General features: G+C 67.9%; 16 protein-coding genes. 7 read left to right on the top strand and 9 right to left on the bottom strand.

Annotated features, from left to right (window positions below; genetic code table 11):
• Positions 1 to 29: 29 nt before the first annotated feature.
• From GT355_RS14520 to GT355_RS14510, 3 genes are read left to right on the top strand one after another with little or no spacing between them, the layout of a single operon-like run.
• Positions 30 to 548, top strand: a complete 519-nt coding sequence (locus tag GT355_RS14520) for a helix-turn-helix domain-containing protein (protein ID WP_160135287.1) — start codon at positions 30 to 32, stop codon at positions 546 to 548.
• 42 nt (positions 549 to 590) lie between these two features.
• A complete protein-coding gene (locus GT355_RS14515; RefSeq protein WP_160135286.1) occupies positions 591 to 1,739 on the top strand; it encodes an acyl-CoA dehydrogenase family protein in 1,149 nt (382 codons plus the stop codon).
• Positions 1,736 to 2,311, top strand: coding sequence for an HAD family hydrolase (locus GT355_RS14510; RefSeq protein WP_160135285.1), 576 nt, complete (start codon positions 1,736 to 1,738; stop codon positions 2,309 to 2,311). Before GT355_RS14515 ends, GT355_RS14510 begins: the two co-directional genes overlap by 4 nt.
• 1 nt (position 2,312) lies before the next feature.
• Here GT355_RS14510 and GT355_RS14505 read toward each other — a convergent pair whose 3' ends face one another.
• Positions 2,313 to 2,549, bottom strand: a complete 237-nt coding sequence (locus GT355_RS14505) for a DUF5822 domain-containing protein (RefSeq protein WP_120074408.1) — start codon at positions 2,547 to 2,549, stop codon at positions 2,313 to 2,315.
• Positions 2,550 to 2,637: 88 nt separating this feature from the next.
• Here GT355_RS14505 and panB point away from each other — a divergent pair, with 88 nt between their 5' ends.
• Complete coding sequence (gene panB / locus GT355_RS14500) at positions 2,638 to 3,444, top strand: 3-methyl-2-oxobutanoate hydroxymethyltransferase (RefSeq protein WP_160135284.1); 807 nt, start codon at positions 2,638 to 2,640, stop codon at positions 3,442 to 3,444.
• A 78-nt stretch (positions 3,445 to 3,522) separates the two neighbouring features.
• Here the strand turns inward: panB and GT355_RS14495 are convergent, their stop codons facing one another.
• Positions 3,523 to 4,662 (bottom strand): thiolase family protein, encoded by a 1,140-nt coding sequence (locus GT355_RS14495; protein WP_160135283.1) that lies wholly within the window; start codon positions 4,660 to 4,662, stop codon positions 3,523 to 3,525.
• A 123-nt stretch (positions 4,663 to 4,785) separates the two neighbouring features.
• Between GT355_RS14495 and GT355_RS14490 the strand changes: the two genes are divergently transcribed.
• Both GT355_RS14490 and GT355_RS14485 read left to right on the top strand, forming a co-directional pair.
• Entirely contained in the window at positions 4,786 to 6,144 is a 1,359-nt protein-coding gene (locus GT355_RS14490; protein ID WP_160135282.1) for an ATP-binding protein, read from the top strand.
• Position 6,145: 1 nt separating this feature from the next.
• On the top strand, positions 6,146 to 6,964 hold the full coding sequence (locus tag GT355_RS14485) for an MBL fold metallo-hydrolase (RefSeq protein ID WP_160135367.1): 819 nt from the start codon (positions 6,146 to 6,148) through the stop codon (positions 6,962 to 6,964).
• A gap of 8 nt (positions 6,965 to 6,972) precedes the next feature.
• On the opposite strand, the gene GT355_RS14480 is transcribed toward GT355_RS14485, so the two are convergent.
• The 5 genes from GT355_RS14480 to rio1 all read right to left on the bottom strand — a co-directional run bounded on the left by GT355_RS14480 (position 6,973) and on the right by rio1 (position 11,320).
• Positions 6,973 to 7,908, bottom strand: coding sequence for an ABC transporter permease (locus GT355_RS14480; RefSeq protein ID WP_160135281.1), 936 nt, complete (start codon positions 7,906 to 7,908; stop codon positions 6,973 to 6,975).
• Positions 7,905 to 8,915 (bottom strand): ATP-binding cassette domain-containing protein, encoded by a 1,011-nt coding sequence (locus tag GT355_RS14475; RefSeq protein ID WP_160135280.1) that lies wholly within the window; start codon positions 8,913 to 8,915, stop codon positions 7,905 to 7,907. The genes GT355_RS14480 and GT355_RS14475 overlap by 4 nt, the downstream gene beginning before the upstream one ends.
• A gap of 70 nt (positions 8,916 to 8,985) precedes the next feature.
• Positions 8,986 to 9,534, bottom strand: a complete 549-nt coding sequence (locus GT355_RS14470) for a KH domain-containing protein (RefSeq protein WP_120074396.1) — start codon at positions 9,532 to 9,534, stop codon at positions 8,986 to 8,988.
• A 414-nt stretch (positions 9,535 to 9,948) separates the two neighbouring features.
• Positions 9,949 to 10,443: a GNAT family N-acetyltransferase gene (locus tag GT355_RS14465; protein WP_160135279.1), complete on the bottom strand. Its 495-nt coding sequence runs from the start codon at positions 10,441 to 10,443 to the stop codon at positions 9,949 to 9,951.
• 25 nt (positions 10,444 to 10,468) lie between these two features.
• Positions 10,469 to 11,320, bottom strand: coding sequence for a serine/threonine-protein kinase Rio1 (rio1, locus tag GT355_RS14460; protein WP_160135278.1), 852 nt, complete (start codon positions 11,318 to 11,320; stop codon positions 10,469 to 10,471).
• Positions 11,321 to 11,632: 312 nt separating this feature from the next.
• On the opposite strand from rio1, the gene GT355_RS14455 reads away from it, so the two are divergent.
• Positions 11,633 to 11,821 (top strand): DUF7470 family protein, encoded by a 189-nt coding sequence (locus GT355_RS14455; protein ID WP_160135277.1) that lies wholly within the window; start codon positions 11,633 to 11,635, stop codon positions 11,819 to 11,821.
• Here the strand turns inward: GT355_RS14455 and GT355_RS14450 are convergent.
• Both GT355_RS14450 and GT355_RS14445 read right to left on the bottom strand, forming a co-directional pair.
• Positions 11,818 to 12,048 (bottom strand): hypothetical protein, encoded by a 231-nt coding sequence (locus GT355_RS14450; RefSeq protein WP_240145827.1) that lies wholly within the window; start codon positions 12,046 to 12,048, stop codon positions 11,818 to 11,820. The two genes, GT355_RS14455 and GT355_RS14450, sit on opposite strands and share 4 nt — an antisense overlap.
• 48 nt (positions 12,049 to 12,096) lie before the next feature.
• A complete protein-coding gene (locus GT355_RS14445; protein WP_160135276.1) occupies positions 12,097 to 12,327 on the bottom strand; it encodes a hypothetical protein in 231 nt (76 codons plus the stop codon).
• Positions 12,328 to 12,398: the final 71 nt, after the last annotated feature.

Raw genomic sequence — 12,398 nt, 5'->3', positions numbered from 1 at the left:
ATTATTATCGTGGGCCCCCAAACCGAGCCATGCCAAAGTACTCCACCGGCGATTCGAGCGGCGGCGGGGATTCCTGTGAACTCTGTGGGAAGGAGACCGGCGACCTCACGACCGCCACCGTCGCGGGGGCCGAACTCGAACTCTGTCGGGACTGCGTCCCGCACGGCGAGACGACCACGGAGCGGCGGGAATCGGCTCACGACGACCACGAGACCGAGGCCCAGCGCGAGCAGACCAGCCGACGGCGCGCGGCCCAGAACGTCGCGCGGTTCGCCGACGCGGGGATGGGTGACTCCACGCACTGGGAGGAGGAGGGCACGAACTACGACTCCGACCAACTCCCCTACCTCGTGTCGGGCTACGGCGACCGGGCACGCGAGGCGCGCGAGGACGCGGGGCTCGGTGTCGAGGAGCTCGCCGACGAACTCGACCTCGACGCGAACGACGTCCGGGCCGTCGAGGAGGGCGGTGCGGCGCGGGCGGGCGTCGGCGGCTCCGTCGTGGCGGCGCTCGAATCCCGGCTCGACGTGCGCCTCGTCGACGAGTAGCCGAGCGGGTGCTTTTTGCCGGCCCGCCGCCGAGGGCGGGGCATGAACCTCACCGCCGAACAGCGCGCGATCCGGGACACCGTCCGGGAGTTCGCCCGCGAGGAGATCCGCCCGGTCGCAGCGCGCGCCGACCGGGAGGAATCGTTCCCCGAGGACGTCTGGGACGACCTCGCCGACCTCGACCTCACCGGGCTGACGACCCCCGAGGAGTACGGCGGCTTCGACGCGGATTCGGTGACCTACGCGCTGGTGAACGAGGAGCTCGCGGGCGGCACCCTCGCGGTGGCGACCGCGCTCTCGGTCCACTGTCTCGCCACCTCCTGTCTCGCGGAGTTCGGCGACGAGGCCCAGCGCGAGCGCTGGCTCCCCGAGATGAGCGGTGGAAGACCGGTGGGTGCGTTCGCGCTCTCGGAACCCCACGCGGGCTCGAACCCCGCGGCGATGACGACGCAGGCGAAGCCTATCGAGGGATCGGACGGCGAGGTCGAGGAGTACGTCATCGACGGCGAGAAGCAGTGGATCACCAGCGGCGAACGCTCGGGCGTGGTGATTCTCTTCGCGAAGACCGACCGCGATGACGAGAGTACGATCACGCAGTTCGTGGTGCCGAAGGACACCGACGGTCTCGGCGTCGGCAAGAAGGAGGAGAAACTCGGCCTCCGGGCGAGCGACACCACCACCCTGACCTTCGACGACGCGAGGATCCCCGCGGAGAACCGACTCACGGAGGTCGGACGCGGGCTCTCGGCGGCGCTCTCGATCCTGACTGGCGGGCGGATCGCCATCGCCGCCCAGTCCGTCGGGCTCGCACAGCACGCCCTCGACGAGTCGGTCGCGTACGCCGGCGAGCGCGAGCAGTTCGGCGGTCCCATCGGCGACATTCAGACCATCCGCCACAAACTCGCGGAGATGCGAACCGACACCCAGGCCGCACGGCTCCTCGTGCGGGACGCGGCCCGGCGGGCCGACGCGGGCGAGGACTATCGAGAAGCGGCGAGCATGGCGAAGTACGCCGCGAGCGAGACGGCGGTGTCGGTGACGAACGAAGCCGTTCAGATCCACGGCGGCTACGGCTACACCACGGAAGGTGGGGTCGAGCGGCTCTACCGCGACGCCAAGATCCTGCCGATCTACGAGGGGACCTCGGAGATCCAGAAGGACGTCATCGCCCGCGAGGTCCTCGACCGATGACGGATGATCGACTCTTCGACCCCGGCACCGTCGCGATCCCCGCGGACGTCGAGGCGGTCGTCTACGACCTGGATGGCACCCTGGTTCGCCTCGCGGTCGATTGGGCCGAACTCGACACCGAGATCCAGGCTGTCCTGCGAGAGGAAGGTCTCGACCCCGGCGACCGCGACGCGTGGGACCTGCTCGACGTGGCCGAGGCGGCGGGGGTCTCCGGCGTGGAATCGATGATCGCGGCCGCCGAGCGCGACGGCGCACACGCCTCGACCCGGCTCCCGCTCGCCGACAGCATCGACCATGGGCTGCCGACGGGCGTCTGTTCCCTCAACTGCGAGGCGGCCTGCCGGATCGCGCTCGACGCTCACGACCTCGCCCAGCACGTCGACACCGTCGTCGGCCGGGACTCGGTGGCCGAGCGAAAACCCGCACCCGAACCGCTGTTGGCGGCGGTCGAAGGGCTCGACGCCGACCCGGCGCGGACGCTGTTCGTCGGGGACTCGGCGAGCGACGAGACGACCGCCGACCGCGCCGGGACGCGCTTTTCCTACGTCGGCGACGGGCCGACGAACCTCTGAGTCACTCCCTCGTCATCCGGCGGGCGTAGCCGTAGACCGCGAGCGCGACGAGCACCCAGACCACCGCGCCGACCCGGACGGCGAAGGAGACCCGCGACTCCCAGGACGCGAGCGGGGTGCCGACCGAGAGGGCCGCCACGATGGGTGCGCCGACCACGATGGTGAGGACGAACGTGGTCTGCATCACCCAGCCGTAGTCGACCCCCTCGGGGTCGCTGGTCTCGACGAGTTCGGGCACTGGGGGCTCGTCGGGCCGCGAGCGCATAAACCCGTCCGATCGGGCCGGTTTGGATACGTTTACCCCGGCGGCCGGTGGAGGATCCGCCATGCCGACGACAGTCAGGGAGTTCCGGGCGGGCGACGCGCCGCTCACGATGGTGACCGCCTACGACGCGCCGACCGCGGCGGCCTGCGAGGCGGCAGGGGTCGACGCGGTGCTGGTCGGCGACAGCATGGGCAACGCGGCGCTCGGCTACGACTCGACCATCCCCGTGACGGTCGACGAGGTCGCCTCCCGAACCGCCGCGGTCGCTCGCGCGACCGACGAGACGCTCGTGATCGCTGATATGCCCTTCCTGAGCTTCGGGGTGAGCGAGGCCGAGAGCATCGAGAACGCGGGCCGGATGATGAAGGAGGCGAACGCCCACGCCGTCAAACTCGAGAGCGGCCCGCACACCGTTGCCCTCACCGAGCGGCTCGCCGAGCTCGGGGTCCCGGTGATGGCTCACCTCGGGCTCACCCCTCAGAAGGTCAACCAGCTCGGCTACGCCCGTCAGGGAACGTCCGAGGAGGCCGCCCGGGAGATCGCCGACCTCGCGACCGCCCACGCCGACGCGGGCGCGTTCGCGCTGGTGCTCGAACACGTCCCCGCGAACCTCGCGGCACAGGTCACCGCGGAGATCGCGATCCCAACTATCGGCATCGGCGCAGGCCCCGACTGCGACGGACAGGTGCTCGTGGTGAACGACGTGCTCGGGACGAGCGACCGGCTGCCACCGTTCGCCGAGGCGTTCGGCGACGTTAAGCGCGAGATGGACAGTGCACTGTCGGCGTACGTCGAGGCGGTCGAGAGCGGCGCGTTCCCGGCCGAGGAGCACAGCCACGTCGAACGCGACCTCGACGACCTCTACTGAGACCGGTGGAGTGTGCCGTACGGTCGCGAAAAACAGTTCGTGGACGGGTCGAACGGTCGAGCGACGAGCCTGCTCGACCTACGGTCGCGAGAACTCGATCGCCGCGCCCTGCCCGAAGCCGACGCACTCGGTCGCGATCCCGCGGTCGACGTCTCGCTTTGCCATCTCGTGGATCAACGTCACCGGGAGACGCGCGCCGCTCGCCCCGAGCGGGTGGCCGATCGCGATCGCGCCGCCGTTGACGTTGAAGATCTCGTCGTCGATGCCGAGTTCGCGCTGACTGTAGAGGGTCTGGGAGGCGAACGCCTCGTTGAGCTCGACCAGCCCGTAGTCGTCGATCTCCCGGCCGACGCGGTCGAGCAGCCCTCGCGTGGCGGGCACGGGACCGATACCCATCACCTCGGGCTCGACGCCTGCGACGTTATTGCCCCCGACCTCGGCCAGCACGTCGAGCCCGTGGTCGTCGGCGAACGCGCGGCTGGTGATCAGCGTCGCCGCCGCGCCGTCGGAGACCTGCGAGGCGTTGCCCGGCGTCACCGTGCCCTTGGATTTGAAGACGGTGGGGAGGTCGGCGAGCTTCTCGGCGGTGGTTCCCGGTCGGAGCCCCTCGTCGGTGTCGATCGTCTCCTCGCCGTTGTCGACGGGGACGATCTCGTCGTCGAAGCGGCCCTCCTCGGTTGCTTCGACCGCGCGCTGCTGGGAACGGGCCGCGTACTCGTCCTGTGCTTCGCGGGTGACGTCGTAGCGTTCGGCGACCTCCTCGGCGGTCATCCCCATCTGGAGCGCGGCCACGTTGTGGTTCTCGTTGAGCCGCGGGTGCATGTTCTGGGAGTTCTGGCCCATCTTCACCCGGCTCATGCTCTCGACCCCGCCCGCGAGGACGGCGTCGCGCTGGCCCGCCCGGATCGCGTCCGAGGCCGAGATGATCGACTGGGCCGAGGAGGCACACCAGCGGTTGATCGTCGTCGCGGGGACCGACTCGCCCAGATCCGAGAGCAACGAGATGACCCGCGCGACGTTGTTGCCCTGCTCGCCGCGCTGCTGGGCACAACCCCACATCAGGTCGTCGACGTCGTCGCCCGCGAGCCCCGTCTCGGCGAGGATCTCGTTGATCAACGGGATCGAGAGGTCCTCGCTCCGGACCTCCGAGAACACGCCGTCCTCCTTGCCCTGGGCCGTTCGATACGCCGCCACGACCACCGGAGTGGTGTCGGCCATACCCCCGTTTCGGGGCCGAATCCGGTTAAATCCCACCTAAACTCGCCGTTCTTTCATTGTGGTTTACGTGGTCCGAGCCGCGCTTCGACGGTCTTATTCGTTCGGAACTGCTAACGGCCCGGAATGAGCAGTTCGGAACTGGACGTCGTCGAATTTCTCCTCACGACGCACATCTACAACAACGACCGCGACCGCGACCCCGACGACCTCCCGCCGGCCTACCGGCGCGCGCTCTGGGACGGCGGCGGGATCGAGCGCCCGCTCACCGCGAACGAGACCAACGCCCGCGAGGCCACCGGCGTCGGCGACCCGTGGGGGGCGGTCTCGGGGCTGATGTTCACCGACCACGACGACTTCGCGGGCTCGATCACCCTCTCCGAACACGAGATGGCGACCGAGTGGTTCGCCGACCGCGCCGACGCCGACCGGCTGCTGGCGAACCCGACGCTCGCGGCGGCGATCGACGTCGAGGGGGTCGACTACGAGACCGCCCGCGAGGCGAACCGGCCGATGCACGCCGACCGCGTCTGGATCGACAGCCTGCTGGAGGAGTACTTCGACGAGGAGGAGGACGAGGAGATGCTCGACCTCGTGGAGATCCGCGCGCCCGAGGAGGTCGAGATGACCCTCGACGACCTCGTGTTGACCGCGGACCAGAAGAACGAGATCCAGAAGATAATGAAGGCGATCGAACACCGCGACTACCTCGCCCAGATCGGCCTGCGCGAGATCGGGAAGCTCCTCTACGTGGGGCCGCCGGGAACGGGCAAAACCACGACCTCGCGTGCGCTCGCCCACGAACTCGATCTCCCGTTCGTGGAGGTCAAACTCTCGATGGTGACGAGTCAGTATCTCGGCGAGACCGCGAAAAACGTCGAGAAGACCTTCGAGGTCGCCAAACGTCTCTCGCCGTGTATCCTCTTCATCGACGAGTTCGACTTCGTCGCCAAGACCAGGAACTCCGACGAACACGTCGCGCTCAAGCGCGCGGTCAACACCCTCCTGAAGTCGATCGACGAGATCAGCCTGATCAACGACGAGGTGCTCCTCATCGGCGCGACCAACCACCCGGACCAGCTCGACGCGGCGGCGTGGCGGCGCTTCGACGAGATCGTGAACTTCCCGAAGCCCGACTCGCTGATGCGCTCGGACATCCTCCGGATAATCACCCAGGAGATGGAGATCGAGGACTTCGACCCCGAGGCGCTCGCCGCCGACACCGAGGGTCTCACCGGCAGCGACCTCAGACTCGTGCTTCGCGAGGCGGTGCTCGACGCGCTGACCGAGGAGCGAACCGTGCTGACCCAGGCCGACCTCGAAGCCGCGGTCCAGGACTTCGAGGAGCGCGATAGTTTGAAAGACCTCGACATGATCGAGGGCGACCACGACGCGCTCGTGGCCGGTGGCGACATCAGCGCCGACGGCGGCGGTCACGACCACGACGGACACGACCACGATCACAGTCACGACCACGACCACTGAGATGGAGGTCACGCTGCTCGGGACCGGCGACACCACCGGGACCCCGACGGTGGGCTGTGACTGTGAGACCTGCACGGCGGCCCGCGAGCGCGGCGTCGAGCGGAGCCGGTTCTCGGTCCACGTCCGCAACGAGCGAACGGATGAATCGCTCCTGATCGACTGCAGCCCGGACTTCAGACACCAGTTCCTCACGAACGACGTCGCCCTGCCCGACGCCGCCCTGATCACCCACATCCACTTCGACCACGTCGACGGCCTCGGCAACGCCTTCCGGGTGCTCTCGGACCTGCCCGTACACGCCGCGAACGAGACCGACCCGAAGACCGGCGAGAGCGTCGCCGAGGGCGTGGCCGACCGGTACGACTACCTCGACCAGGTCACGGTCCACGGCCACGCCCCCTTCGAGTCGTTCGAGGTCTGTGGCCTCTCGGTGACGCTGGTGCCCGTCGAACACCCGCCGCTCGTCTGTTACGGCGTCGTGATCGAGTCCGCGAACGCGAAGCTCTCCATCACCGGCGACACCAACTTCGGGATCCCCGACGAGTCGCGCGCACGCCTCGCCGACCCCGACCTCCTGCTGGCCGAAGCGATCGTTCCCGCGTCGATGTGCGAGGGCCACCCCGCCGGCGGCGACCACTACGACGAGGAGGGAGTGCCCCGCACGTTCGCCACCAAACACATGACCCGCGAGGGCGCGCTCGCGCTGGCCGACGAACTCGACGCGAGCGAGACGCGACTGGTCCACACCGCCCACTTCTACCCAGTAGAGGAAGCGTTCGAGGAGCCGCTCGCGGTCGACGGCGAGCGTTACGAGCTCTAATCGAAACCCTACGTCGCCGAACTCGACGCCCGGTTCAGGGACCTGACCGCTATCGCGCCGAGCACGAGGTCGAGCGCGAGCAGGATGGCGAGCGACGGGAGCAGGACGTTCCAGACCCCGCCGAACGCCGTGATATCGAGCACCGAGGGGACGTTCTCGCCGAGCATCAGGACGCGCGCGGCGTCGACGCCGTAGGTGATCGGGTTGACCGTCGCGAGGGTTCGGACCCACCCGGGGAGGACGCTCACCGGGAGGAACGCGCTCGACACGAAGAGGAGGGGGAACTGGAGGAGGTTCGCGCCGATGATCGTCGACTCCTGGTCCCGCGTCACGAGCGCCACGATGTTCGAGAAGGCCGTGAACCAGATCGCGAAGACCACCGCCACCACGACGACCCCGACCGCGCCGAGGAACCCGGTTCGGATGTAGCTCCCGAGCGACCCACCGGTGTCGAGCCAGACGAGGAGGTAGCCGAGCCCGAGGATGATGACCGTCTGGATCACGATCCGGACGACCTCGGAGAGCGCCTTCCCGAGGAACATCGCGCCGCGGTTGATCGGCGAGACTAGAACCTTCTCGAACATCCCGTTCTCCATGTCGTCGACCAGCCCGATCCCGGAGCCGGCGGCCGCCACCAGCGCCGACTGGATCACGATCGCCGGCACGAGGTAGGTGACGTAGCTCACGTCCTCGCCGAGCGCCTGCGTCAGCGCGCCGCCGGTGACCTGGCCGAAGACGGCGGTGAAGAGCACGAGGAAGAGGATCGGCTGGACCAGCGAGCCGAAGATCACGAACGGGTTGCGGGTGGTCTTGACGATCCAGCGTTTGAGGTTGATCCAGACGTCCGTGAGGAAGCCGTTGGAGTGGGTGGTCCGGCGGGCGCTTCCGGCGGCTCCTGTCCCGGCTTCGGTGTCGGCCTCGACCGACCCGTCCGCCGCGGTCATCGAGCGGCCCCCGACGCGACGGGTTCGGCCTCGGATCCCTCGTCCGCGTCGTCTGCATCCTCCGCGGGTTCGCCGGTGATGGCGAGGAAGACGTCGTCGAGCGTCGGCGATCGGATGTCGAAGCCGGTCACGGTGAAGCCGGCATCACGGAGCGCCACCAGGAGGTCGGTGCCCGCCCGACGGGCGTTCTCGGCGGCGATCGAGAGGCCGTCCTCGGTGGTCTCGATGGTTCCGTCGGCGAACAGACCGGACTCGTGGGCCACCTCGCGGGCGCGTTCTTTCTGGTCCTCGGTCGCGTCCTCGATGGTGACCTCCAGCACGTCGCCGCCGACCTGGGATTTGAGCGCGTCGGGCGCGTCGGTGGCGACGATCTTGCCGTCTTGGATCACCGAGAGCCGGTCACAGAGTTCGTCGGCCTCTTCGAGGTACTGGGTCGTGAGGAAGACGGTGGTTCCCTGGCGGTTGATCTCCCGGAAGTACTCCCAGAGGCGGATCCGTGCCTTCGGGTCCAGTCCCGTCGTCGGTTCGTCGAGGAAGACCAGCGGCGGTTCGTGAACCAGCGCGGTCGCCACGTCGAGGCGTTTCTTCATCCCGCCCGAGAACTCGCTCGCCTCCTTGTCGGCGACGTCGGCCAGGTCCACGAGGTCGAGGAGTTCGTCGATCCGGTCGGCGCGCTCGGCGCGCGGCACGCCGTAGGCCTCGCAGGCGAAGCGGATGTTCTCGCGCGCGGTGAGTTCCTCGTCGACGCTGGTGTGCTGGGCCATGTAGCCGATCGACTCGCGAACCGACTGGGCCTCGCTCGCCACGTCGAAGCCGTTGACCGTTACGGTCCCGCCAGTCGGGCGCAGCAGGGTCGTGAAGGTCTTGATCGTCGTGGTCTTCCCCGCACCGTTGGGTCCCAGAAAGCCGAAGAACTCGCCCTCGGGCACTTCGAGGTCCACCCCGCGGACCGCCTCGGTGCCGTCGGCGTAGGTGACGACGACGTTCTCGGCATCGATCGCGCTCATGCGAACCGAATGACAGGCAGTGGTTTAAGCGCCGCGCCGGTCCCGCGCGAGGGGGCATCTCGGAGTCGGATCAGCCGGTGAACTGGTGGTACTCCATCCCGGGGTTCTTGAGCTCGTTGTGTTTGCGTTCGAGGTAGGAGTAGACCGCGCCGTGGGGTGCGCCATCCAGAATCATCTCGACCGCGTTCCGGACCACCTCGACGGCCTGCGGGAGGCCGATGATCCCCACCGTCGTGCCGTAGATCACGACCGAAGCGCCCGAGAGCTCCTCCATCAACTGACGGGTCCGGCCGTTCTCGCCGATCAGGCGGCCCTTCTGTCGCGTGAGGTCGTTCTTGTTGCGGGTCGCGGACTCGACGTCGACGATCTGGAGGGTCATCACGTCGTCGTCGAGCAGCGTCAGCGCCTCCTCGGGCGCGAAGCCTCGGCCGATGGCCTTCACGATGTCCGGGCCTTTGAGCCCCTGCACCGGGTCGCCGACGGTCTCGACGCCGACCGAGCCCGTCTCGGAGTCGATATCCAGCCGGATCTCGGCCTCCTCCTCGATCTCGCGCATCGTCGCGCCGCCCTCGCCGATCAGCACGCCGATACGGTCCTGCGGAATCGTCACGTGTTGCATGCGCCCGCTACGGAATAGACGGGTTTCAATTCTTCGCAGCGGGCGAGATGGGCGATCCGAGACGTGCTCGACGAATATCCGTAGCGGGCGAGCGGGTGCGGTGCCGTCACGGACGGCGCGCGCTCGTCGTCCGTGTGCGAACGGCGAGGTCCGAGCGAAGCGAGGACCTCGATGCGAACGGTGAACGAAGTGAGCCGTGAGCCGCAGTGAGCACCGGGCGCGAATCGGCGTGGGATGAGCGGAGCGAGCGTTAGCGAGCGGAGCGAATCGGTTGGGGAGGATCGTGGTGCGTGGTGGGATAGTGTTGGAGTCCGAATACACGCATCGAACAGAAGCGAAATTCTACCTGAATCCCACCCGCGATAGCGCCCGGTCGCGCTCGCTGGCCGTCCGTGAACCATCGACTCATCCCGCTCAGACGTCGCGGTAGTAGACGAACTCCGGATACGTGCGGTCGCCGACCGCCCGGTTGCGTTCGCTGGTTCGCTCGAAGCCGCGGGATTCGTAGAACGACACCCCGACCGTGTTGTCGCCGAGCACCTCCACGCGGAGCCGTGAGACGCCGCGGTCCGAGAGACGGTCGAGCACCTCGTCGAGGAGCGCGGTGCCCGCCCCGCCATCCCAGTGGTCGGGGTCGACGTAGATCGCGTAGAGTTGGCCCTCCTCGTTCGCGGTCGGGGCGGCGCTCGCGTAGCCCACCACCTCCTCGTCGGTCTCGGCGACGAGGTAGACCGTCCGGGCGTTCTCGATGGTGGTCTCGAGCTGGTCGGTCGAATACCAGTCGTCGAGGATGGTCTCGATGACTCGTTCGGCGAGGAAATCGCCGTAGCTCGCCCGCCACGCGGCGTCCGCCACGCGCTGGATCCCGGGGATGTCGTCGGTCGTCGCACTCCGGACGGACGGGTTCATGCCGAAGAAACGACCGCCGAGGTAATCAGTCTTCGCGCGCGGCCGTCACGTGGGCGAGCAACTCCTCGCCCGTGACTTCGAGGCCCTGGCGCGCGAAGAAGTTCGCCACGTTCTCGCAGTCGCGTTCGAGGAACTCCCGACTGTTGGGGTGATGGACCGTCACCGCCTGGCCGAGGTCGATGACCCACAACTGGGAATCGTGGACCACGACGTTGTACTCGGAGAGGTCGCCGTGGACCAGTCCGGCGTCGTAGAGACGGTACATGTACTCCCGGACGACCTCGTAGGCGGTCTCCGGGTTCTCGACCTCGACCTCGCCGAGCCGTCTGGCGCGTACCCCGTCGGCCCCCAAGAACTCCATCACGAGGACGTTTCGCTCGACGGCGATCGGGTTCGGCACTCGAACCCCCGCCGCCTGGGCGCGCTTGAGGTTCGCGAACTCCTTCGTGACCCACGCGAGGACGACCTTCTTCTTCTTGCCGCCGATGTCGTCGAATCGGGGGTCGCCCTCGAGGTAGCGGCGCATCTGGGTGAAGTCGCTCGCGTTGATTCGGTAGATCTTGACCGCCACGTCCGCATCGGGTCCGGCCGCGAGGAAGACGTGGGCCTCCTTGCCGGTGGAGATCGGCCCCCCGAAGGCGTCGACGTGGCCATGGTGGACGAGCCGATAGAGCGCGAGCAGGGTGGCCTCGTCGAAGACGCCGCCCTCGACCTTGAACTGGTCGGCGTCCTTGATCCGTTCCCTGAACTTCGAGAACTCACGGTCGGCGCGGCGGCCGGCGCGGTCGACGTCGGTATCCGAAACGTCGAGGTTCTCCCACTCGTCGCCGGGTTCCTCGGCTCCCTCGCTATCGATCAGGCTGTACTCGTCACTCATCGGCTATTCGACCTCCCGACGGCGTTTTGGTGCGATTGTGGTGCCAGGCAGAACCGAGAGATCGTACCGCGAACGAGGCGAAACCGAGTGAGCGCGATGCCGCCGTGTGAAACCGTTGTGGTCTACGATGAGCTATACGCCTCCCGTGGAGGACGGTCGGTGTGGCTGCGTGTCATAGGAGGAGTTCGGCGGCGAGCGGTTTAAATCCACAGCACGAACCGCGAGGGTTGGAAAGATCGCGGCGAAGCACCACGAGCACCGCGAATCGCTCGGGATGATCGGGATTAAACCCCTCGCGGGGGACGAACCCCTATGTTCGACAAACTCGGCCTCGCCGGTATCGCCGGTGTTCTCTGCTGTCTCGTCGGGATCGGTGTCATCACCTCCGTCGCCCCGGTCGTCGCCGGCGGCCTCGCGCTCGTCCTCGTGGGGCTCGTGCTGGTGGCTCGTGGACTCCTCTCCGGCGTGCTCTCGGCGTTCGGGATGGACGGGCTGTTCTAGCGCCGGACGACGAGAACGTAGACCGCGAGCGCCAGCAGTCCGGGTATCAGCCCGGCGAACAGCAGCGCGCCGACCGCGACGCCGGCCTGCCAGGCGTAGCCGATGCCACGGCGGCTCGCGTCACGGTAGACGACCCACGCGGCGAGCGCACAGCCCACGAGGAGGATCGCGAGCCCCAGCGGGTCGGCCCCGCCCGGCATGCCGGGGATCTGGAGGGGGAGGGACACGACTCACTCGTGGGCGAGCACCGACGAAAGCGTTCCCCTCGACCCGGGCTATCGCCGCACCACGAGGAGATAGATGACCAAGCCGAGCAGTCCGGGGGCGAAACCGAACAGGAAGAGCACGCCAACACCGACGCCCCACTGCCACGCCCACTCACTCCCCTGCTTTTTCGCGTCGCGGTAGACCCATCGGCCGACGAGGCCGAACACCACGACGAGGACGAGCAGGATGACGAGGACCTCTGGACCGCCCGGGATGCCCGGTATCTGAAGCGCGAACATGCTTTTTCAAGTTTCTGAAATCAACAAAAATTTATCGGTGTTGGGTCGAGAATCCCTCGTCGCGGTCTCCA

Origin of the sequence: Halococcus salsus (assembly GCF_009900715.1) — an archaeon.
Classification (GTDB): domain Archaea; phylum Halobacteriota; class Halobacteria; order Halobacteriales; family Halococcaceae; genus Halococcus; species Halococcus salsus.
The sequence above is the reverse complement of the archived record's forward strand: the minus strand, read 5'-3'. Positions and strand labels throughout refer to the sequence as shown.

Excerpts from the sequence above, each read along its gene's own strand:
- GT355_RS14520 (WP_160135287.1), top strand. The coding sequence starts at position 30 with ATGCCAAAGTACTCCACCGGCGATTCGAGCGGCGGCGGGGATTCCTGT.
- GT355_RS14515 (WP_160135286.1), top strand. The coding sequence starts at position 591 with ATGAACCTCACCGCCGAACAGCGCGCGATCCGGGACACCGTCCGGGAG.
- GT355_RS14510 (WP_160135285.1), top strand. The coding sequence starts at position 1,736 with ATGACGGATGATCGACTCTTCGACCCCGGCACCGTCGCGATCCCCGCG.
- panB (WP_160135284.1), top strand. The coding sequence starts at position 2,638 with ATGCCGACGACAGTCAGGGAGTTCCGGGCGGGCGACGCGCCGCTCACG.
- GT355_RS14495 (WP_160135283.1), bottom strand. The coding sequence starts at position 4,662 with ATGGCCGACACCACTCCGGTGGTCGTGGCGGCGTATCGAACGGCCCAG.
- GT355_RS14490 (WP_160135282.1), top strand. The coding sequence starts at position 4,786 with ATGAGCAGTTCGGAACTGGACGTCGTCGAATTTCTCCTCACGACGCAC.
- GT355_RS14485 (WP_160135367.1), top strand. The coding sequence starts at position 6,146 with ATGGAGGTCACGCTGCTCGGGACCGGCGACACCACCGGGACCCCGACG.
- GT355_RS14480 (WP_160135281.1), bottom strand. The coding sequence starts at position 7,908 with ATGACCGCGGCGGACGGGTCGGTCGAGGCCGACACCGAAGCCGGGACA.
- GT355_RS14475 (WP_160135280.1), bottom strand. The coding sequence starts at position 8,915 with ATGAGCGCGATCGATGCCGAGAACGTCGTCGTCACCTACGCCGACGGC.
- GT355_RS14470 (WP_120074396.1), bottom strand. The coding sequence starts at position 9,534 with ATGCAACACGTGACGATTCCGCAGGACCGTATCGGCGTGCTGATCGGC.
- GT355_RS14465 (WP_160135279.1), bottom strand. The coding sequence starts at position 10,443 with ATGAACCCGTCCGTCCGGAGTGCGACGACCGACGACATCCCCGGGATC.
- rio1 (WP_160135278.1), bottom strand. The coding sequence starts at position 11,320 with ATGAGTGACGAGTACAGCCTGATCGATAGCGAGGGAGCCGAGGAACCC.
- GT355_RS14455 (WP_160135277.1), top strand. The coding sequence starts at position 11,633 with ATGTTCGACAAACTCGGCCTCGCCGGTATCGCCGGTGTTCTCTGCTGT.
- GT355_RS14445 (WP_160135276.1), bottom strand. The coding sequence starts at position 12,327 with ATGTTCGCGCTTCAGATACCGGGCATCCCGGGCGGTCCAGAGGTCCTC.